This window comes from Pseudorhodobacter aquimaris, from assembly GCF_001202025.1.
GTDB lineage: Bacteria > Pseudomonadota > Alphaproteobacteria > Rhodobacterales > Rhodobacteraceae > Pseudorhodobacter > Pseudorhodobacter aquimaris.
In genome coordinates this window covers 32,097-51,396 of record NZ_LGHS01000020.1, presented here as the reverse complement: position 1 = coordinate 51,396, position 19,300 = coordinate 32,097, and the positions used below count along the sequence as shown (strand labels likewise).

General features: G+C 59.0%; 20 protein-coding genes. 7 read left to right on the top strand and 13 right to left on the bottom strand.

Annotated elements, in window-relative coordinates:
• Positions 1–84 precede the first annotated feature (84 nt).
• Entirely contained in the window at positions 85–1,140 is a 1,056-nt protein-coding gene (locus tag AKU94_RS03245; protein WP_050525908.1) for an ABC transporter substrate-binding protein, read from the top strand.
• Between the two features lie 48 nt (positions 1,141–1,188).
• Here AKU94_RS03245 and AKU94_RS19900 read toward each other — a convergent pair whose 3' ends face one another.
• Positions 1,189–1,344 carry a hypothetical protein gene (locus AKU94_RS19900; protein WP_198144809.1) on the bottom strand — a complete coding sequence of 52 codons (156 nt, stop codon included), beginning with the start codon at positions 1,342–1,344 and terminating at the stop codon, positions 1,189–1,191.
• A gap of 62 nt (positions 1,345–1,406) precedes the next feature.
• Between AKU94_RS19900 and AKU94_RS03240 the strand changes: the two genes are divergently transcribed.
• Complete coding sequence (locus tag AKU94_RS03240; RefSeq protein ID WP_332307205.1) at positions 1,407–1,850, top strand: RrF2 family transcriptional regulator; 444 nt, start codon at positions 1,407–1,409, stop codon at positions 1,848–1,850.
• A 5-nt stretch (positions 1,851–1,855) separates the two neighbouring features.
• Here AKU94_RS03240 and AKU94_RS03235 read toward each other — a convergent pair whose 3' ends face one another.
• Entirely contained in the window at positions 1,856–2,545 is a 690-nt protein-coding gene (locus AKU94_RS03235; RefSeq protein WP_050525907.1) for an NnrU family protein, read from the bottom strand.
• Positions 2,546–2,835: 290 nt separating this feature from the next.
• Between AKU94_RS03235 and AKU94_RS03230 the strand changes: the two genes are divergently transcribed.
• Positions 2,836–4,749 (top strand): cation:proton antiporter domain-containing protein, encoded by a 1,914-nt coding sequence (locus AKU94_RS03230; RefSeq protein WP_050525906.1) that lies wholly within the window; start codon positions 2,836–2,838, stop codon positions 4,747–4,749.
• A 6-nt stretch (positions 4,750–4,755) separates the two neighbouring features.
• Here AKU94_RS03230 and cobT read toward each other — a convergent pair whose 3' ends face one another.
• Positions 4,756–5,766 (bottom strand): nicotinate-nucleotide--dimethylbenzimidazole phosphoribosyltransferase, encoded by a 1,011-nt coding sequence (gene cobT / locus AKU94_RS03225; protein WP_083444906.1) that lies wholly within the window; start codon positions 5,764–5,766, stop codon positions 4,756–4,758.
• Between the two features lie 81 nt (positions 5,767–5,847).
• Between cobT and AKU94_RS03220 the strand changes: the two genes are divergently transcribed.
• Positions 5,848–6,591 (top strand): adenosylcobinamide-GDP ribazoletransferase, encoded by a 744-nt coding sequence (locus AKU94_RS03220; RefSeq protein ID WP_050525905.1) that lies wholly within the window; start codon positions 5,848–5,850, stop codon positions 6,589–6,591.
• A gap of 52 nt (positions 6,592–6,643) precedes the next feature.
• On the opposite strand, the gene AKU94_RS03215 is transcribed toward AKU94_RS03220, so the two are convergent.
• The 5 genes from AKU94_RS03215 to AKU94_RS03195 form a co-directional block, all read right to left on the bottom strand.
• On the bottom strand, positions 6,644–7,153 hold the full coding sequence (locus AKU94_RS03215) for a CarD family transcriptional regulator (protein WP_050525904.1): 510 nt from the start codon (positions 7,151–7,153) through the stop codon (positions 6,644–6,646).
• 250 nt (positions 7,154–7,403) lie between these two features.
• A complete protein-coding gene (gene fdxA, locus AKU94_RS03210) occupies positions 7,404–7,742 on the bottom strand; it encodes a ferredoxin FdxA (RefSeq protein WP_050525903.1) in 339 nt (112 codons plus the stop codon).
• A 66-nt stretch (positions 7,743–7,808) separates the two neighbouring features.
• Positions 7,809–8,165 carry an RNA-binding S4 domain-containing protein gene (locus tag AKU94_RS03205; protein ID WP_083444905.1) on the bottom strand — a complete coding sequence of 119 codons (357 nt, stop codon included), beginning with the start codon at positions 8,163–8,165 and terminating at the stop codon, positions 7,809–7,811.
• Positions 8,166–8,169: 4 nt separating this feature from the next.
• Positions 8,170–11,025 (bottom strand): helicase-related protein, encoded by a 2,856-nt coding sequence (locus AKU94_RS03200; protein WP_050525902.1) that lies wholly within the window; start codon positions 11,023–11,025, stop codon positions 8,170–8,172.
• Between the two features lie 21 nt (positions 11,026–11,046).
• Positions 11,047–11,607 carry a tetratricopeptide repeat protein gene (locus tag AKU94_RS03195; protein WP_050525901.1) on the bottom strand — a complete coding sequence of 187 codons (561 nt, stop codon included), beginning with the start codon at positions 11,605–11,607 and terminating at the stop codon, positions 11,047–11,049.
• Between the two features lie 77 nt (positions 11,608–11,684).
• On the opposite strand from AKU94_RS03195, the gene AKU94_RS03190 reads away from it, so the two are divergent.
• The 3 genes from AKU94_RS03190 (at position 11,685) to AKU94_RS03180 (ending at position 14,925) form a co-directional block, all read left to right on the top strand.
• Positions 11,685–11,969 carry an SCP2 sterol-binding domain-containing protein gene (locus AKU94_RS03190; protein ID WP_050525900.1) on the top strand — a complete coding sequence of 95 codons (285 nt, stop codon included), beginning with the start codon at positions 11,685–11,687 and terminating at the stop codon, positions 11,967–11,969.
• Positions 11,969–12,889 (top strand): alpha/beta fold hydrolase, encoded by a 921-nt coding sequence (locus tag AKU94_RS03185; protein WP_050525899.1) that lies wholly within the window; start codon positions 11,969–11,971, stop codon positions 12,887–12,889. The genes AKU94_RS03190 and AKU94_RS03185 overlap by 1 nt, the downstream gene beginning before the upstream one ends.
• A 200-nt stretch (positions 12,890–13,089) precedes the next feature.
• Positions 13,090–14,925, top strand: a complete 1,836-nt coding sequence (locus AKU94_RS03180) for a M3 family oligoendopeptidase (protein ID WP_050525898.1) — start codon at positions 13,090–13,092, stop codon at positions 14,923–14,925.
• 36 nt (positions 14,926–14,961) lie between these two features.
• Here AKU94_RS03180 and AKU94_RS03175 read toward each other — a convergent pair whose 3' ends face one another.
• The 5 genes from AKU94_RS03175 to AKU94_RS18930 all read right to left on the bottom strand — a co-directional run bounded on the left by AKU94_RS03175 (position 14,962) and on the right by AKU94_RS18930 (position 19,250).
• The gene (locus AKU94_RS03175) at positions 14,962–16,011 is read right to left on the bottom strand and encodes a DUF1513 domain-containing protein (RefSeq protein WP_050525897.1); all 1,050 of its coding nucleotides are present in this window, start codon (positions 16,009–16,011) and stop codon (positions 14,962–14,964) included.
• Between the two features lies 1 nt (position 16,012).
• Complete coding sequence (locus AKU94_RS03170) at positions 16,013–16,981, bottom strand: imelysin family protein (protein WP_050525896.1); 969 nt, start codon at positions 16,979–16,981, stop codon at positions 16,013–16,015.
• A gap of 1 nt (position 16,982) precedes the next feature.
• Positions 16,983–18,491: a di-heme oxidoreductase family protein gene (locus tag AKU94_RS03165; RefSeq protein WP_050525895.1), complete on the bottom strand. Its 1,509-nt coding sequence runs from the start codon at positions 18,489–18,491 to the stop codon at positions 16,983–16,985.
• Between the two features lie 86 nt (positions 18,492–18,577).
• Positions 18,578–19,063: a bacterioferritin gene (gene bfr, locus AKU94_RS03160; protein WP_050525894.1), complete on the bottom strand. Its 486-nt coding sequence runs from the start codon at positions 19,061–19,063 to the stop codon at positions 18,578–18,580.
• The gene (locus AKU94_RS18930; protein ID WP_408633658.1) at positions 19,011–19,250 is read right to left on the bottom strand and encodes a (2Fe-2S)-binding protein; all 240 of its coding nucleotides are present in this window, start codon (positions 19,248–19,250) and stop codon (positions 19,011–19,013) included. The genes bfr and AKU94_RS18930 overlap by 53 nt, the downstream gene beginning before the upstream one ends.
• Positions 19,251–19,300: the final 50 nt, after the last annotated feature.

The following is a 19,300-nucleotide window of genomic DNA, read 5'->3' as shown; positions in this document are numbered from 1 at the left end:
TGGTCGCGCGCAAAGACCTAGCCTGACGTCAGCAAGCAAAGGTGATGAACATCTTGCGACCGTCCAACATTTAAGGGAATATCAATGAATATCAAAAGCAAACTCCTTCTTGGTGCGGCCTTGGTCGTGGCTTTGCCGCTGACGGCTGCCCAAGCTGCCGACCCCGACCTGATCGTTTTTGACTGGGCGGGATTTGAGGATGAAAACCTGCTCGGCTCTTATATCGAAAAGCACGGGAACATGCCGACCTATGCGCTTTACGGCGATGATGACGAGGCGTTTCAAAAGGTCGCGTCTGGCTTCAAAGCCGATGTTGCCCACCCGTGTTCGCAGATGGTGTCCAAATACCGCGATGCGGGTCTGATTGAGCCTTGGGATGTCTCGCGCATTGCTAACTTTGACCAGATCGCGCCGCGGTTCCTTGATTCCGCGATCTTCAAAGACGACACCGGTGTGTGGTATATCCCCACCGATTACGCCTATACCGCGATTGCCTATAACACCGGTGATGTTAGCAAAGAAGAGGTTGCTTCCGTCGATGTCTTCCTGAATCCGAAGTTCGCAGGCCGCATCTCCCTGCCCGATAACACCGATGACATCTGGTCGCTGGCCCTGCTCGCCACGGGGGTTTCCGATTGGACCAACCTGACCGAGGAGCAATTCCAGGCCGGTGCCGCATGGCTGCGTGAGGCGCACCCCAATGTCGTGGCCTATTGGGCGGACCCGTCGGAACTGTCACAGCTTATGGCGGGGGGTCAGGTGCAGGTTGCATGGACATGGAATGATTCCATCGCCCTTATGCGCGAGGATGGCCACGCGGTCGGTTTTCAACGTCAGGCCAAAGAGGGTGCCGCGACTTGGTTCTGCGGCTATGTGAACCTCAAGGACGCACCCGGCTCTGAGGATAAAGCCTATGATTTCATCAATGCCTGGCTTGATGACGGTTCGGCCAAAGGGCTGATGGACGGGTTCGGCTATGCCTCAACCAACACCCGCGCCATGGAAGCCATCCCGGCAGAAGAGCTGATCGCAGCGGATGTCAGCCCGATCGACACCACCTTGCTTGCGCAAACCCCGATCGACAACCAGATGCGCGACCGTATGCTGGAAGAATTCGAGAAAATCAAAGCGGGGTTCTAAACCCTTCCCCCTGTCCGGTTCATACCGGGCAGGGCCCTTGCCGCCCTGCTATCCCAATATGATCCAGAGCACGCCAAGAATGACCGTCAGGTAAAAGATCATATTGAACATAGAGCGGATCAGCCCCGCATCACCTTTCGGGTCCACCCCGAACCATTCACAGATCTTGGTCCCCGGCCAGAGAAGTGCATCGGCAATTTTCATAGTGCACCTATAATAAGCATTTCATATGCGTAATATATACACCTTCTAAATGCGCATTGCGAATGCTAATTAAAATCATGCAACTTGATAAATTCACCGACTATGCGCTGCGGGTGCTTGTTACCCTAGCCGTTCGCGCCCCTGACAGGGTTGCAGCCGCCGAAATCGCACGGCTTTACGGGCTTTCGGCCAACCATCTGGCCAAAGTCGCAACCGCGCTGGTACGAACGGGTTTTGTCAATTCAGAGCGGGGGCGCGGCGGCGGGCTTCGGCTTGCACGCCCGGCCTGTGGCATCAACATTGGCGCGGTCCTGCGCAGCCTCAAGCAGACAGAGCCGGTGGCGGAGTGTTTTTCCTCCGAAGGTATCTGTCTTATTGCGCCTGCATGTGGGCTGCGCGCCCCTTTGGCCGAGGCCCAAGAGGCGTTTTTTGCCAGCCTCGACCGCTATACCCTTGCGGATGTGACCAAATCCAAAGCGCCGCTTTTGGCCCTTTTAACCCCTTGACCCTGTTACGGATTGGGCATCACCCCGATGACAGGCGCATGAAGGTGGAACACCGCCGCCCAGATCACGACCGCCGCCCCCAGACGCCAAAGGCTCGGCCCCGTTTGCGGGTGCCAGCGCCCCGCCAGCAGGGCCTCAAAAGGCCAGACAGAGGTGTTTTTCGCCAAAGCATCCCAGCGCTGCCGCCCCATAACGCGCTGGTTGCGCCGGTCGATTGCAACCATGCCAAACACAGAGAACGCCGCAAAGCTGCCAAACAACAGCACATGCGCAAGCGTTCCATTCACCACCAGATGCGCCGTTGACCACAGCGCCAAAGCCCAAAGCAAGGGATGGCGCAAAACGCCCGCAATCCCCGGACGGTCGGGATCAAATCCGGTACTCTTTCCACCAAAAGACAGCGGATTGGGCGCGGCAATGCCGAACACCGCAAGCCCCAGCGCCACAGGCATTGCCAGATTGACCAGCCAGCGCTGCCAAAGCGCCTGATCCCACAGCACCACCACCGGTGCGCGCCCCGCAGCCACGATCAGCCAGATCAGCAGAACCGTCGATAAAAGACTATAGGCAAGCGTAAACCCCCGCGCACCAAGCCGCGCTTGCAACACCGCCTTGCTGCGCGGCGCAGTAGGAATACGGTGCGCGGCCATGAACACCGCGAAGGCCACGAAAAACTCTGCCCAAGTGCCAGTCATAATGCCACCCTTTCCTTTGCCGCCCAACCAGTATCACGACATATGCCACAGGGGCAATTCCGGCAAAGACTGATTTCACGCCATCGCTACAGATCTTGCCGGGCAATCCACACGGCCGCAAGGCAAGGCGCTGGTTGACATCTCCTTAAAATTTCTGCGTTACAGATACCCTATAATGACATCTCCACAAGACCGCTTGCGGGTGCTACTAAGCTTGCAACTCCGCGTGGCACCAGCGCCGCCCCATCAGGCGCATTGCTTTTTGCCAAGAGCCTGAACAAAGGATCGCTATGGAAAGTTTTCTGCTCCAAGCTTCAATCTATCTGGGTGCGGCCGTTTTGATCGTTCCACTTGCGGTCAGGCTTGGCTTGGGGTCGGTTCTGGGCTATCTGGCCGCCGGTATCTTGGTTGGGCCGGTGTTGGGCCTTGCAGGAACCGAAAGCGCAGATCTCCAGCATTTCGCGGAATTCGGCGTGGTCATGATGCTGTTCCTGATCGGGTTGGAGCTGGACCCCCGCGCACTTTGGGACATGCGCCACAAGCTGATCGGGCTGGGCGGGCTGCAGGTGGTCCTGACCACTGCGGTTATAGCGCTGGTTGCCAGCTGGCTGGGCCTAAGCCTGCAGATCGGGATAACATTGGGGATGCTGTTCTCGCTGTCATCGACCGCGATCGTCTTGCAAACCCTGTCAGAAAAGAACCTGATGCGAACGGGCGGCGGGCGTGCAACATTTGCTGTGCTGCTGACGCAGGATATCGCCGTCGTGCCAATTCTGGCCATCATTCCGCTGCTCGCGCTCAGCGGCACGGGCCTGCCCGAGGGCGTTACCGCGGCGACCTTTGGCATCTCCAACCCCGGCGAGGTCATCGAGCACCATAGCGCAGGCCCCGCCGAGCCGCTTTTGACGCTGGTGCAATCGCTGCCCGGCTGGGCCGTAACCCTTATGACATTGGGCATTGTTGCGGGCATCATCCTTGGCGGGCACTTCCTGACGCGCCCGGTGTTTCGCTTTGTCCACGCCTCGCGCCTGCCCGAGATGAGTACATTTATCTCATTGCTCATGGTCCTTGGCATCGCCTTTTTGATGATGCTGGTCGGGCTTTCGCCTGCTTTGGGCACATTCCTTGCCGGTGTGGTTCTGGCCAACTCGGAATTCCGGCACCAGCTAGAGGCAGATATCCAGCCCTTCAAGGGCATATTGATGGGTTTGTTCTTCATCACCGTGGGTGTCGGGATCAACTTTGACATTCTGCTGGCCAATCCGCTGCTGGTAGTATCGCTGACGCTGGCGATCATCGCGCTGAAGATGGGCGTCTTGCTACTGCTCTCCTTCATCTTCAAACTGCGCGGCCACAATCGCTGGCTTTTCGCGCTTGGGCTGGCGCAGGCGGGGGAATTCGGATTTTTGATCGTCAGCTTTGCACGCAAACAGTCCATCTTGCCGACCTCCATCGCCGAGATTGTCCTGCTGGTGATCAGCCTCTCGATGCTGCTCACCCCTGCGCTTTTCATCAGCTATGAGGCCCTTGCGCGGCGCATGAAGGCCCGTGAAACCGAACGCCCGGCCGACGTCATTGACGAACAGGGGCGGATCATTATCGCAGGCATTGGCCGTTTCGGGCAAACCGTCAACCGGATCGTCAGGATGTGCGGCGGCTCGACTGTGGTACTCGACAGCGATATGGCCGCGATTGAACAGATGCGCCGGTTTGGCGCCAAGGGGTTTTTCGGCGACCCGACCCGCCCCGAGTTGCTGGAGGCCGCGGGCCTTTCAGAGGCATCGGTGCTGGTCGTCGCCGTGGACAACCCAGAGAACACGCTGAAAATCGTAGCCCACGCCCGCCAGCAACGTCCCGACATCCATATCATCGCCCGCGCTTATGACCGCCCGCATGTATTCGCTCTTTACCGCGCCGGGGCCAATGACATCGTGCGCGAAACCTACGACAGCTCTATTCGCGCCGGGCGCTATGTGTTGGAGAACATCGGCTTTACTGATTACGAAGCCTCAAAGGTTACGCAGACTTATTTCAAGGTGGAACGTGCAGCGCTGCGCGATCTGGCGCAGGTTTGGGTGCCGGGACAGCCTGTCCACCTCAATGACGCCTATGTCGCCCGTGCACAGCAGCTGGAACGCGACCTTGCCGCCGCCATGACCGAGGATATCGACAAAAGCCGGGCCACGCTTGATGCCGCGCAATAGATGCGCCTAGCCGCCCGCAACCCCGGCCTCGGCGAAGGTCGCCATGCCCGAATGGCAGGCAATCGCCCCTTGCAACACCCCAAGCGCCAGTGCCGCACCTGACCCCTCACCAAGCCGCAAGCCCAGTGACAAAAGCGGCTCTTTTCCCAAATGCTGCACCAACGCGGGATGTGCCGTTTCGGCGCTGACATGCCCTGCAACGCAATGGTCCAACCCCTCTGGCGCCAGCTTGGCCAGAACCGAGGCCGCAGCACAACAAATGAACCCGTCAAGGATAACCGGAATATGCAGAACGCGCGCCCGCGCAATCGCCCCCGTCATTGCCGCAATCTCACGCCCGCCCAAACAGCGCAGAACCTCCAGCGGATCGCGGCTTTGATGCAACGCCAGACCTTCGGCGACCACATCCCGTTTGCGTGCAAGCCCTGCGTCATCAACGCCGGTTCCACGCCCCACCCATTCCACGACCGTGCCACCCCACAAGGCACAGCAGATCGCGGCGGCGGGTGTCGTGTTGCCGATACCCATCTCACCGGTCACCAACACATCCGAAGCCGGATCCACCGCATCCCAGCCCGTCTGCAACGCAGAAAGCAGCTCCTCATGCGACATCGCAGGCGCGGCGGTGAAATCGGCTGTCGGGCGGTCCAGGTCCAGTGAATGTACTGACATTTTCGCCCCGAACAACTCTGCCAACTGGTTGATCGCCGCGCCGCCGGTTTCGAAATTTGCAACCATCTGCACGGTCACCTCTGGCGGAAAGGCCGAAACACCGCGCGCGGCAACCCCGTGATTTCCCGCAAAAACGATAACTTGTGGCGCGACAATACGGGGGCGATCTGTACCGCGCCAGCCTGCATACCAAATCGCCAGATCCTCTAGCCTGCCCAATGCGCCCTGAGGTTTGGTCAACTGCGAATTGCGCTGCCGTGCCCGTTGACAATTGGCGTCGTCACGCCGCGCCGCAGCCACAAAAGCCGCCTGAAAATCAGAAATACCTGTAAAATCAGTCTTCACGCGGAGGATCTCCTTGTCGTTTATTGTCGCCTTGGATAACTAAGCAGCAAGGCTTTTACCAGCGCCGATAAGGATAACAACATGCCCCGGTGCAACAAACCCAGCCTTCACGATATCGTCGGTGCCCTGCGGCTGTTGACGCGCCTGCCTCTTCGCCCCGCCATGCAAATCGCTCCGCCGCACGCGGCTTGGGCATGGCCGATGGCCGGGGCAATTGTAGGCGCATTGGCGGCCCTTGTCGCGATGGCAGCGCAGCCCTTGGGGACCGGCGTCGCAGCAGCTTTGACGCTGGCTGCGCAAGCCGTCATAACCGGTGCCCTGCATGAGGATGGTTTGGCCGATACCGCCGACGGGCTTTGGGGCGGCTGGGACAAAGCGCGACGTTTGGCGATCATGAAAGACAGTCATATCGGCACCTATGGTGTCATGGCCTTGCTGGTTGTGGGGCTTGTCCGCTGGTCTGCATTGGCAGGTTTGATCGCGGCCGGACAGTTTTGGGTACTTGTGGTGGTCGGCGCGATGTCCCGCGCACCGATGGCCGTATTAATGGTCCTTTTGCCAAATGCGCGTGGGAGCGGGCTTGCACAAGCCTTAGGACAAATACCACGCGCTGCGGCGGGGGTTGGCGTGTTGATCGGTGCGGGATTCGCGCTCACGCTTGGGGCGTCGGGGTTGTTGGGCCTGTTTGGCATCCTATTGGTCACTACAGGGCTGGCCATGGTTGCACGCGCAAAAATCGGTGGCCAAACTGGCGATATTTTGGGGGCCAGTCAGCAATTGGCCGAAGCCACCGCCCTTTGCCTGATCGCGGCACAGCTGACCTAAAGCAAAACGGCGGCCCCTAAAGAGCCGCCGTATCCAAATCGTTGGAAAGCGTTTATGCCGCGCGCGACATCAGCACGTCACCCACGGTTTTCTGTGCAACCATTTCATCCACACTGGAAACGGCAGCGACCTCACGGGTCAAACGCTCCAAGGCCGCTTCGTAAAGCTGACGCTCGGAATAGGATTGTTCCCGCTGGTCATCCGTGCGGTGCAGGTCCCGCACCACTTCGGCAATCGACAGCAGATCACCGGAGTTGATCTTTTGCTCATATTCCTGCGCACGGCGCGACCACATCGCACGTTTTACGCGGGCTTTGCCTTTAAGCGTTTCCAACGCTTTATTGATCAGATCCGGCGAGGACAGTGACCGCATTCCAATTTCTGTTGCCTTATGGGTCGGAACCCGCAACGTCATTTTGTCCTTTTCAAAGGAGATGACGAACAGCTCCAAGTGGAGGCCTGCAATTTCCTGATCTTCGATGGAAACAATGCGACCAACCCCATGGGCAGGATACACAACAAACTCATTAGGACGAAAGTCGGGCTTTTTGGTCTTTGTCATTCAAATGCTTCCTCGTTAAGATGCAACCCCCGCTGGACGAAAAAAGCCACGCGCAACCAAAACGGCCGCCGCGATCAGATCTTATATCCAGAAATAGTCCCCCAGATGTGCTGGGGCGGGCATGGCATCCCTTGTTTATCTGTCAAGGATCATAGCACAGAATCAGCCTGATTCCAACAGCATAAGAATCGCACCGCCAGCGGGGCCCGCAAACGGGTTTTCTTTAGACCGGAACGGCACATCCAAACGCTCAACCGCCCTCGCCTGGTGCCTCCGAGAAGTACTTGGTCACCTTATCCAATTCACCGTCACGCTCTTCATACCCCGGCAGCGGATCTTTTTTCGAGACGATCACAGGCCAGTTTTCGGAATACTTGCGATTGAATTCCACCCATTTTTCCATATCCGGCTCGGTATCGGGGCGGATGGCGTCGGCAGGGCATTCCGGTTCGCAAACGCCGCAATCGATGCATTCATCCGGATGGATCACCAGCATGTTCTCGCCCTCATAGAAGCAGTCGACCGGACAGACTTCGACGCAGTCGGTATATTTGCAGGCGATGCAGTTATCGATAACCACATAGGTCATGGCTGGCCTCATCCATTTTCGGGGTCGCGAAACGCGTTGGCCCTTTGGATAAATCACCTGCGCCCATCATTCAAGCGGGGATGCTGTCGCAGGGGGCGATGATGGGTCAAGGTCAGTGTACATCGCCTGCGCCTCAGTAGCGGGGCCGCGACGATCATTCAGCCTTTCCACGCGAATAACACGGATTTGGCGGCCCATCGGAAAGGTCAGAACATCACCGGGCCCGACGCTATGGCCAGGTTTGGCTTGGCGTTGGCCGTTAACGCGCAACCTGCCCTTGGTGATGACAGCAGAAGCGAGCACCCGAGTTTTAAAAAAACGCGCGTAAAACAACCATTTATCAAGCCGGATTTTCCCACCGACTTCTTGGGCCGTATCGGGGGCGGCCGTTCCGCCCCCGGATTTTGTCTTTCGGCGCGCCAAAAGATCAGATCTTGCCCTTCAGGGCTGCCAAAGCCGCAAAAGGATTGTCCGGATCGATTTTCTTTTCTGCGCGCGCAGGGCGTGATTCGAATTTCTGCGGGCCTTTTTGGGGTGGTTTTCCGCCCTTGCCTTTGCCCTTGAACCCGCCTTCGGGACGCTTGCCCTTGCCGCCATCAGCGCGCTTGCCCTGCCTGGCCGGACGCTCGCCCCGTGGAGCAGCGCCATCAGCCTGAGGGGCATCACGACGCGCAGGCCGACGGTCGACACGCGGACGTGGGGCCCATGTGAAGGTGATGAAATGCTCCATCTCTACCGCTGGCGCTTCGGATGCATCCCCCTCGGCAACCGTCGCCTCTGGGGCCTGTGCATCTGTGGGGACGGCCTCGGTTGGCGTCTCTTCGGGCACGGCAATTTTGCTTGCCGCTGCGGCTGCTGCGGCTGCCGCGGCGATATCTTCGGCCGTCAGCTCTTTGGGGGCTGCGGGTTTGGATTTCGGACGCTCGCCCTTTTCCCCTTTATACCCGAGGCCACCCATCAAATCGCCGAACTGTTCCAACGTCAGGCCGGTAATCGAAAGCATGTCGGGAACTGCCTCAAACCCGCCACGGCTGTCTTGCCCGCGCAGCAGATCTGCAAGCCGTTCCAGCATATCGATACGGATCGCGCGGTTGCCCGCAGGGCGATAGCCGGCAAGCGTATAGTGTTGCTTGGGCACATCAGGGATGTTCGGGATCGTCACCAAACCGGGGGGCGGGCTTTCTGGAAATTCTTCCAACCCATTGGCAAGGGACCACAAAACCAGTCGCAACCGCGTTGGTGCCGGTTTGAGCAAGGCTTGCTGAAAGATGGTGTACTGACCAAAACGGATACCGTGTTTACGCAATTGCCCGCGGGCTTCCTGATCCAGCGCCTTGACCTCTTCGGCCACGTTTTCACGTGGCAGGATGCCCAGACCTTCGACCATCTGGAACGCAAAGCCGCGCGCGAGGCCCGCAAGGGTTTCATCGCGGCTCATGTTCAGCAAAGGTTCAAACAGCGTCGCCACCTTGCGGTCAATAAAATGCTGCAAGCGGCGTTTCACCTTTTCGGCGATCTCGGGGCCTGCGTCCTCATCAACAAAGGCCTCAACACCGGGGCGCAGCGCATCCGCGCCCGCAACCAGCTTGCCCATCGCAGAGCTGCCCCACATCAGGCCGCCTTGCTCGGTAAAGTCCAACTCCGTATCCGGCGCATTGTAAAACTTATCCGAGCGCAGGTGGAATTCAGGCTTGAGCGCCTGCACCGCAGCCTGGCGCAATGTGCGCGCTTCGTCCGCCGTGGCGGTCGCATCCTGACGAAAGCGAAAGCCTTCCAGCCTCCCCACAAATTCGCCCTCTACCGTCACTTCGCCTTTGTCATTCACCTCGGCCACAAGGCTCTCCTTCTGCTTCAACCGGCGCATGAGCACAGAAGTGCGCCGATCAACAAATCGTTGGGTCAGGCCCGCATGAAGCGCGTCTGACAAGCGGTCTTCTACAGCCCTGGTCTCTTGCTGCCAATGGGCTTCGTCTGCAACCCAGTTTTTACGTTGGGCGACATAAGTCCAAGTGCGGATAAAGGACAAACGTTTCGACAAAGTGTCAATATCGCCCTCGGTCCGGTCAATACGGCGAATTTGCGCGGCCATCCAGTCGGCGGGGACCTGCCCTCTGCGCAAATAATCAAAGATCCCTTGCAACAACGTCGCATGTTCCGTGCTGGAGATGCCACGAAAGTCAGGGATTCGGCACACATCCCACAACAGGCGCACGTCTTGCGGTGCCTTCACCTGATCATGGATTTCCGGCAGCGCCCAAAGCGTTTTCAGCGCGGTCACGTCATCCGCGTCGCGCGCGCGAGAGAGCCATTCATCATCGGTATGACGCTCCAGCGCTGCCAAAAGCCGCGGGACGGTGCCGAACTCCAGCTGCTCATTGCGCCATGATAATTTGCGCACGGGGGCAAAGCGGTGCTCTTCAATCGCTTCGATCACCTCATCGTGCAGCGGACGCGCCTCGCCGGTCACGCCAAAGGTGCCTGCGGTCATATGCCGCCCCGCGCGGCCCGCAATCTGTGCCAGCTCTTGCGGATAAAGCCCGCGCATCCGGCGGCCGTCAAATTTCGCGGTGGCTGAAAAGGCGACATGTTTGATGTCGAGGTTCAACCCCATACCAATCGCATCCGTGGCGACCAAATAGTCGACATCACCGTTTTGATACATCTCTACCTGCGCATTGCGGGTGCGGGGCGAAAGCGCGCCCATAACCACGGCACAGCCGCCCTTGGTGCGGCGGATTAGTTCGGCAATGGCATATACATTTTCAACAGAAAACCCGACAATTGCCGATCTTTCAGGCATGCGACTTATCTTTTTCGAACCTGCATAGGTAAGCTCGGACAATCGCGACCGTGCCATGAACTGCACATTGGGCACAAGTGCCGCAATCGCGGGGCGCATGGTGTCGGCGCCCAGAAACAAGGTCTCATGCAACCCGCGCGCCCGCAACAGCCGGTCGGTAAAGACATGGCCGCGATCGGGGTCAGCACAAAGCTGGATCTCGTCGATTGCGACGAAATCGGCGCCGATCTCCAACGGCATCGCCTCAACGGTACAGACCCAATATTGTGTGCGGTCGGGGACGATCCGTTCCTCTCCGGTCACCAAAGCCACCACGCCGGGGCCTCGCTGGGCGACGATACGGTCATAAACCTCGCGCGCAAGCAGGCGCAGCGGCAGGCCGATCACGCCCGTCCGATGGGCCAGCATCCGTTCAATCGCGTAATGGGTTTTGCCGGTGTTGGTCGGTCCCAGAACCGCCGTTACCTGTCCGGTGCTGCGCATGGGCCTGCCTGCCTGTCGTTACTATAGGTCCTGTCCGGCTGCGCGGGTTTGCAACCGGTCCACCGCCTCACTTACCCCTGAAAGATGGGGATGTATAGCAAGGGCAGCACGGTAAACCTGCAGGGCGCGATCAGGCTGTTCGGTTTCTTCCAATATACGGGCAAAGCCTGACATTGCGCCAAAGTGGCGGGGGTTGAGCCGTAAGGTCTGCGCAATATCGGCCACTGCCGGCCCATAAAGCCCCGCCTGAAAATAGGCCGTCGCACGCGCGTTCCAGCCTTCGGCAAAATCAGGGGCATGATCGATAAGGGCGGTGAAATGTTCAATTGCGTCCTGCGTCTCCCCCTCATCCAGCGCCTCACGACCGCGTTTGAGCAAAAGATCCATCGCCGCAGAACCCGATTTCGACCACTCCCGCCAGATCCGGCGTTCTACCCGCTCTGCCGCCTGCGGCTCTGCGGTTTGAAGTTCATCAAACAGGTCATCCAAACCATCTGCCATGGCAGGCAGGCCTGCCAATCCCGCAAAAATCAGGAAAACTGTCGTAACGATACGATTGTGAAAGGGCGCGCGTGGTTTCATAGTCGAAACAGTAGCGCGTGGGGCGGAAAAGACCATATGCTCCGCGTAATTTGATCTAGGATAAGGAAAGAAATACGATGAGCGCAGTGATTGAAACCGCCGTGATCAAACTGTCTGAAAAAGTGCAAAGCTTTGACGGTGTTGCAAAATTCGACATTGAGGGCGAAGGCACCATCATGATCGACGAAGACGGCGTCCGTGCCGACGACGGAGAGGCAGACGTCACCCTCACGGCCTCTGCCGAAGTGTTCCAAGCGATTCTTGAAGGCGAGATGAACCCGACCACCGCCTTTATGAGCGGGAAACTCTCGGTTGACGGCTCTATGGGCATGGCGATGAAGCTGGCCTCGGCGCTTGGCTGATGCCACAAGCCCCTTTCTTTGATGATCTGGCGCAAGGCCCCGAAGGGGGCCGCGCCTATTGGTTGACGGCATCTGATGGCCTGCGCCTGCGTATGTGCCTCTGGCCGAAGGGGGAAAAGGGCACGATTCTTCTGCTCCCGGGGCGCACCGAATACATTGAGAAATACGGCCGCACAGCCGCCGAGTTTGGCGCGCGCGGCTATGGCATTGCGGCGATTGACTGGCGCGGTCAGGGGTTATCCGACCGGCCGGAACCGGACCCGATGCTTGGCGATATCTCTGATTTCGCGCAATATCAGCAGGATTTCGCGGCGATGCTGGCCAAATTATCCAGCTTGGGTGTATCGGGTCCGTTTTATATGGTCTGCCATTCGATGGGCGGCTGTATCGGTTTGCGCACTTTGATGGGGGGGGCGCCGATCAAAGCGGTCGCGTTCTCTGCCCCGATGTGGAGCCTCAACTGGGCGCTGCCGGCGCGCATCCTGTCCAAGCTCGGCTGTGTCCTCGGCCTTGGGCGGCGTTATGTCCCCGGATATTCAGCAGCCAGCTATGTGGCCAGCACAGCTTTTGAGGGCAACGTCCTGACAAAAGACCCCGAGACCTATGCCTGGCTCCAATCCCAAGCCCACAGCCACCCCGAACTTACCCTCGGCGGGCCAAGCCTTAACTGGGTGGATGCGGCATTGCGCGAATGCCGGGCCCTCGCCCGCCTTCCCGCGCCCGATCTGCCTGCAATCGGTATGGTCGGCGATGCGGAAAAAGTGGTCTCTCGTCAGGCAATCCATGCCCGTATGGCGCAATGGCCAAATAGTCAGTTGACCGTGATCCCGCATGCCGAACATGACCTGATGGCCGAAACCCCCGAGAACCGTCGACAATTTTACGATAAGACAACGGCTTTATTCGACGCAAACCCATGACCCTTGTGACCGATCGCCTCTGCCAAAATTGTCAAAACTGAACATCTTTGCAATAAGCGCTCAACCTTTCACCCAATTAATTGCAGATATCATATATATTTCCCAGCAGCAGGGCGGCCCGAAAAGAAAGCCCGCTCAGGGTTGCACCCGGTGGTCACGCGCCCCTAGATAGAGAGAAATAATTGGATTGAGGTTTCCCCATGACGCTGTTTGACCGCCGCCCTGTATTTGATGCCAATGCCACCGCAAACGGGTCCGGGGGCTTGGGAAAGCTGCCTGATTGGGATCTGACCGACCTTTACCCAGCCCCCGATGCGCCGGAGTTTACCCGCGATATGACATGGCTGGAAACGGCATGCGCCGGGTTTGCCGTCAATTATGAGGGCAAACTGGCCGATCTTGACGCAGCTGCGATGCTGACCTGTGTTCACGAATATGAGGCGATTGACATCACTGCCGGTCGCATCATGTCCTATGCGGGCCTGCGCTATTACCAGAACACCACGGACAGCGACCGTGCCAAATTCATGGCTGACGCACAGGATCGCATAACCACATTCACAACGCCTTTGGTGTTTTTCGGACTTGAATTCAACCGATTGGATGACGCCCATCTGGCGGGTCTCTTGGCGGCCAATGCCGATCTGGCGCGCTACAAGCCGGTGTTTGAGCGGATGCGCGCCATGCGTCCGCATCAACTGTCAGACGAGTTAGAAAAATTCCTTCACGACCAATCCACCGTGGGCGCCGCCGCCTGGAACCGTCTTTTTGACGAAACCATGGCCGGTCTGATGTTTGAGGTTGAGGGCGAGGAAGAGCCTTTGAACCTTGAGGCCACGCTGAACCTGCTGACCGATTCTGACCGCGCCAAACGTGAGGCCGCATCACGCGCATTGGCCGCGGTGTTTGACAAGAACATCAAGCTTTTTGCCCGCGTCCATAACACCCTCGCCAAGGAAAAAGAGGTTGAGGATCGTTGGCGCAAGATGCCAACCCCGCAGACCAGCCGCCACCTTTCCAACCATGTAGAGCCCGAGGTTGTGGAGGCGCTGCGCGATGCCGTTGTCGCAGCCTACCCCAAGCTTTCGCATCGCTATTACCGCCTGAAGGCCAAGTGGATGGGCCTTGACACCCTACAGGTCTGGGACCGCAACGCGCCCCTGCCAACCGACGCCCCGCGTGTGGTCGACTGGGATGAGGCGCGCAAAACCGTGACCGACGCCTATGCCGCCTTTTCCCCGAAAATGGCCGAGCTGGCAGAACCATTCTTTACCAAAGGCTGGATTGATGCCGGCGTAAAACCGGGCAAGGCTCCGGGGGCCTTTGCGCATCCGACCGTGACGACGGTACACCCCTATGTCATGCTCAACTATCTTGGAAAACCGCGTGATGTCATGACCTTGGCGCATGAGCTGGGTCACGGCGTCCATCAGGTTCTGGCCGCCGATCAAGGAGAGCTACTCTCCTCAACCCCGCTGACCTTGGCGGAAACAGCAAGTGTTTTCGGCGAGATGCTGACCTTCCGCAAACTTCTGGACGGGGCAAAAACCAAGGCCGAGCGCAAGACCCTTCTGGCCGGCAAGGTGGAGGATATGATCAACACCGTCGTCCGCCAGATCGCCTTTTATGACTTTGAGTGCAAACTGCACGCCGCACGCCGCGAGGGCGAGTTGACGCCCGATGACATCAACGCCCTTTGGATGAGCGTTCAGGCCCAAAGCCTTGGCGATGCCTTTGAATTCATGGATGGATATGAGACCTTCTGGGCCTATGTTCCGCATTTCGTCCACTCGCCGTTCTACGTCTATGCCTATGCCTTTGGCGACGGCCTTGTGAACGCGCTTTACGCGGCCTATGCGGACGGGCTGCCGGGGTTTGAGGAGAAATATTTCGACATGCTCAAGGCGGGTGGGTCGATGCACCACAAAGACCTCCTGGCTCCCTTCGGGCTCGATGCTTCTGACCCTGCGTTCTGGGACAAGGGGTTGGACATGATTTCCGGCTTTATCGACGAACTTGAAGCGATGGAAGACTAATCCCCTGCGCCGCCCCCTTCTGCGATCGGGGCGGCGTCAGCCCAAGGCGATCAAATGATTGTCCCAAGCAACCGGCTGTTTGCCAAGCAATGTCAGCCTCTCTTCCCCCAGATGCCACGATGCGCCCAAACCGTCGGTGGCGATAAAATCGTCCCCCATGGCCGCGATGCCGCATAGGTCGGCACGAAAATGGCTGGCAAGCGGCGCGCCCTTGGCATCAAAGACCATCACCAAACCACCCGGCGCCGAGGTCACTGCAATACGGTCCGTGGTCGCCGCAATAGATCCGGCATAGCCCTTCATCGCCAACCCCATCGCCTCGGGCGCAGGACATAGTTCGGGGGTTTCACCCGGCTTCCACAGGCCCAACAGCGGCACCGGATCGGCCGGATCGCCGTGCCACTGCATCGCAAAGGCAATCGCATCCGGCATGAGCGCCAGATGACGGATAGAATTTTGATGATACTCCGGCGCAAGTTCCGCCCGGTCCACAATCGTCCCCTCTGACAAAAGGGTCAGATTGGGGCGCATCGTCTCGATATTCAGCTCGGTCCGGCCATTGGGCGTGGTCTGGATGCCGCCATTGGCCACGACCAGCCGTCCGTCCGCCAAAAGTTTGATGTCATGCGGACCGATGCCGCCGCTGTCCCATTCCCCGATGCGCCGAAAATCAGACGCATCCCACAGGCCGATCCGACCGGCCGAGGTTTCGGCCACCAGTTCGGAGGTCATCAACAACGCCCCATCCGCCGAAAACACACCATGCCCGTTAAAATGCCGCCCCTCAGGCGGGTCCAGCCGGTGCAAGACCGCCCCGCTCGCACAATCGATCACCAGCGCGAATGTTCCGGGACGTCGCGCAAAGGCCACGGCAAGCGCACGGGTCGGATGGGCACAGGCCGCATGACCCCGCGCGGGCAAGGGCAGTTCAAACAGGCTTTGCCCCTGTTGCGAAAGCCCGTGCAACACGAAACCGCTGGCCGATTTCGCCGCCGCCAAAAACGCCGGATTGCCAACATCGGCCCATGTCAGACGCGGCAAGCTGGCCATTGCAAGCCCGGCCAGAAAGGCGCGCCGTGTTGTCATCTTAGTCTCCATCCGCCGCGTTGAAACCAATACCGACGTCCAGCTCCGGCCCCAGTTCGGACAGCACGGTTTGCCGCAGGGCCTCAATGGCTTGTTGCAAAATCTCTACCTTCAGACGGCTTTCCGGTTCGGCCACCCCCGCCAAGAGCGGATCATCCAAAGCCTCACCCACCGCGATTGCATGATCAAACGCCGCGATGGTATGCGGCGCATCCGGCGTCAACGTCTCAACCATGGCGCGTTGGGCCTGCAAAGACAGCAGGATATTGCGCAGCGGACGACCGGATGCCAGCGCCTCGGCCCGTTCGGGACGCGGGCGGGTAAAACTGCCAAGGGGACGGCCAAGGCGGGTGTCATCGGTAAACTCAAGCGCCGTCGCAAGCTGGGTGAACAAGGCCTGACGGGCCTCGGGGCGGGTCAGATAGGTCGTATTGCCCGCCTCGCCCGCTGTCAGCAAGGTCTCGGCATAGCCGTCCTCCCACCCCGCATAGACCACCCCCGCAATCCGCGCCAGATCGGCAGTGGTCGCACGGATCAGGGGACAAGGATCGGCCGGCAGCTCTGCATTCGGATAGAGTAGCCGTTCCAGCGCAAACAACCCGCGTGCCGCCACGGATTGTTCGGCAAACCGCGCAGGTTCCAACACATCGGCATCGCCGGTCAGGATCGCCATTTGCGCCCGCCGCCCACTGCCTTTGGGGTCCGGCCAATAGGCGATAGCAAGGCCAAGCCCGCCCTGCTCTACCGGACCAAAGCGCAGGTGCTGCACCCCCATCCAGGCATCAAAAGCCGCATGATAGGCGGGGCGCAAATCCTGCGGATCACAGCTTTGCGCCGAGACATCCGCCAAATCTTGAGTGGCGGTCGCAAGACCCGCATAACCGGGAAGGATATGGTCGCGCACCGTTTCTGGAAAATCCGCCAATGCAGGTGTGGCAAGGCAAAGCGAAAGGGCAAGCGCGCGGATCATGTCAAAGGCTTTCCAGAAAGGCGATCAAAGCATCGCGGTCAGATGTATCAAGCGAGACGACGCCATCGCGGGCGGCCTCTGCCTCACCCCCATGCCAGAGAATCGCCTCAAGCACGGAACGGGCACGGCCATCATGCAGGAATTGGCTGTGCCCCGAAACCTGCTGTGTCAGGCCAATCCCCCAAAGCGGCGGGGTTTTCCATTCGCGACCTGTGGCACGCCCTTCGGGGCGATTGTCGGCCAGCCCCTCACCCATGTCATGCAACAGCAGATCGGTATAGGGCCAGATCAACTGAAAGCTTTGCTCGGGCTGGTCGGTCAGACGGTGGGTGACATATTTGGGGGTATGACAAGAGGTGCAGTTAAGGGAATAGAACACTTCTTTGCCGCGCAAAACGGTCGGGTCCGAGACATCGCGCCGCGCCGGCACGCCAAGGTTGCGCGAATAAAACGTCACCAGATCAAGCGAGAGCGTATCCACCTCCAGCCCCTCGCGGTTCTCGGCTTCCTGCCCGTGGGGGGCGGTGATGCAATCAGCCTGCGCCTCGGTGCAATCGCCCCATGGGGCGGTATGCAGCGGGGTCGAAAGCCCCATATCCCCCGAAAATGCCGCTGCTGATTGGTCCTTCACGGTGCCCGTGCCGCCCTTATAGCCAAAGCGCCCCAACACCGGTGTACCGAATGCCGCGCTTGGAACAATCGCCGCGCGGCCAGAAATACCGTCGCCATCGGCATCCTCGGGGTCGGCCTTGGCCAGAATATCGGCCACGGGGATCGCCTCTAGCAAGCCCAGCCCGATCATCTGCGGGGCCACGCGGGGCGACAACATCGCCTCATGGTGCAGGGGACCATAACCGGGGTCGCGCACCGCATAGCTTGGGTCGCGCAGGGTGATAACAGTGCCATCGGCCAGTTCTACCGGAACATCGGTATAGGTGATTTCCATTTGCCCTTCGGCACCATGACCGGGGGCGGCGAAATCCTGGAGCTGCCCACCGTAGGTCGGTTCATTGGCGGTGGCGATCCAGCCCTCGATTTCCTCGGCGCTGCTGGCGGCGGGCACCGAAAGGCGCAGGAACATCGACACCGCACGATCGTCCGGCCCCTCGGGCGTATGGCCGCGACCATCCTTGAGGTGGCAATCCTGACAGGCCCGCGCATTATAGAGCGGTCCCAGCCCGTCAGAGGCAAGCGTCGAGGAAGGAGAGGCAACCCATGACTTACGAAAGAGCGCATTGCCCAATTTGAAATCCATTTCATGGGCAAAGGGCATATTGGCCGAAAGCTGGGAAAAGGCATCGGCATTGGCCCAGACCCGAACCGTGGCGGCCCCCGCAGGCTTTTCCTCAAAGGCTTCGGCCTTGGTAAAACCATCGGTCAGGGCGGTGACGGCCGCAATTCGCGCGGCCTCGGCCTCTGTGCGCGGAACAAGCGGCAGATGCACATCCCCCAACGTTTGCGCCAAAGCAGGTGTGGCAAGGCAGGACAGGATCAGGGCTGCTCGAAACATGGAAAGACTCCTTACCACGCTTAAGTGCCAAAAATTCCCGACAAATTCAATCGGAAACCATTCCCCTGCCCTGCGACAATTTTAGCTTATTCTGCCTGATCAGCAGGCTTTGCGTTCAACTGGCCATATTGCTGGGCGCCAATCTCATCATAAAGCGAAATCTGGGTTTCGAGGAAATCGATATGACCCTCTTCATCGGCGATCAACTCCTCAAACAGTGTCTTAGATGTAAAATCGCCCACTGCGTCACAATGCTTGCGCGCCTCGATATAGAGGTTGCGCGCATCATGTTCACCCGCCAGATCGGCCTCCAATGTCTCACGCAGGTTCTCACCGATGCGCAGGGGATCAAGTTTTTGCAAATTCGGATGGCCCTCAAGGAACAAAATCCGCTCGATCAAACGATCGGCATGATTCATTTCCTCAATGCTTTCGGCGCGGGATTTGGCGGCAACATGGCCAAAGCCCCAATCCTCTTGCAGGCGGTAATGCAACCAGTACTGGCTTACGGCCGTAAGTTCAGACCGCAGAGCTGCGTTCAGATAGTCGATGACTTTGGGATCGCCCTTCATGGTATTTTCCTGTTCCAAGATTCGGGATTTCGTGGCTGGACCCTTCGGTCGTAGCTACCCCGAAACTCGCAGATTTACGCATGGTGTCAAGGAACAGCGGCATACACCCCCCGCAATCAGCGCGATGACCAAGGGCGCGATAGATCTTTCCGGGGGTAATAACCGTATCGGGGTCCGCCGAGCGCATCCAGTCTACCGCCGCCGTGATCTGGTGATTGGTGATGCCGGTGCAATGAC

What these genes read in the sequence shown, in the direction of transcription:
- AKU94_RS03245 (WP_050525908.1), top strand. Translation starts at nt 85, where the DNA reads ATGAATATCAAAAGCAAACTCCTTCTTGGTGCGGCCTTGGTCGTGGCT.
- AKU94_RS19900 (WP_198144809.1), bottom strand. Translation starts at nt 1,344, where the DNA reads ATGAAAATTGCCGATGCACTTCTCTGGCCGGGGACCAAGATCTGTGAA.
- AKU94_RS03240 (WP_332307205.1), top strand. Translation starts at nt 1,407, where the DNA reads ATGCTAATTAAAATCATGCAACTTGATAAATTCACCGACTATGCGCTG.
- AKU94_RS03235 (WP_050525907.1), bottom strand. Translation starts at nt 2,545, where the DNA reads ATGACTGGCACTTGGGCAGAGTTTTTCGTGGCCTTCGCGGTGTTCATG.
- AKU94_RS03230 (WP_050525906.1), top strand. Translation starts at nt 2,836, where the DNA reads ATGGAAAGTTTTCTGCTCCAAGCTTCAATCTATCTGGGTGCGGCCGTT.
- AKU94_RS03220 (WP_050525905.1), top strand. Translation starts at nt 5,848, where the DNA reads ATGCCCCGGTGCAACAAACCCAGCCTTCACGATATCGTCGGTGCCCTG.
- AKU94_RS03215 (WP_050525904.1), bottom strand. Translation starts at nt 7,153, where the DNA reads ATGACAAAGACCAAAAAGCCCGACTTTCGTCCTAATGAGTTTGTTGTG.
- fdxA (WP_050525903.1), bottom strand. Translation starts at nt 7,742, where the DNA reads ATGACCTATGTGGTTATCGATAACTGCATCGCCTGCAAATATACCGAC.
- AKU94_RS03200 (WP_050525902.1), bottom strand. Translation starts at nt 11,025, where the DNA reads ATGCGCAGCACCGGACAGGTAACGGCGGTTCTGGGACCGACCAACACC.
- AKU94_RS03195 (WP_050525901.1), bottom strand. Translation starts at nt 11,607, where the DNA reads ATGAAACCACGCGCGCCCTTTCACAATCGTATCGTTACGACAGTTTTC.
- AKU94_RS03190 (WP_050525900.1), top strand. Translation starts at nt 11,685, where the DNA reads ATGAGCGCAGTGATTGAAACCGCCGTGATCAAACTGTCTGAAAAAGTG.
- AKU94_RS03185 (WP_050525899.1), top strand. Translation starts at nt 11,969, where the DNA reads ATGCCACAAGCCCCTTTCTTTGATGATCTGGCGCAAGGCCCCGAAGGG.
- AKU94_RS03180 (WP_050525898.1), top strand. Translation starts at nt 13,090, where the DNA reads ATGACGCTGTTTGACCGCCGCCCTGTATTTGATGCCAATGCCACCGCA.
- AKU94_RS03175 (WP_050525897.1), bottom strand. Translation starts at nt 16,011, where the DNA reads ATGACAACACGGCGCGCCTTTCTGGCCGGGCTTGCAATGGCCAGCTTG.
- AKU94_RS03170 (WP_050525896.1), bottom strand. Translation starts at nt 16,981, where the DNA reads ATGATCCGCGCGCTTGCCCTTTCGCTTTGCCTTGCCACACCTGCATTG.
- AKU94_RS03165 (WP_050525895.1), bottom strand. Translation starts at nt 18,491, where the DNA reads ATGTTTCGAGCAGCCCTGATCCTGTCCTGCCTTGCCACACCTGCTTTG.
- bfr (WP_050525894.1), bottom strand. Translation starts at nt 19,063, where the DNA reads ATGAAGGGCGATCCCAAAGTCATCGACTATCTGAACGCAGCTCTGCGG.
- AKU94_RS18930 (WP_408633658.1), bottom strand. Translation starts at nt 19,250, where the DNA reads ATGCGCTCGGCGGACCCCGATACGGTTATTACCCCCGGAAAGATCTAT.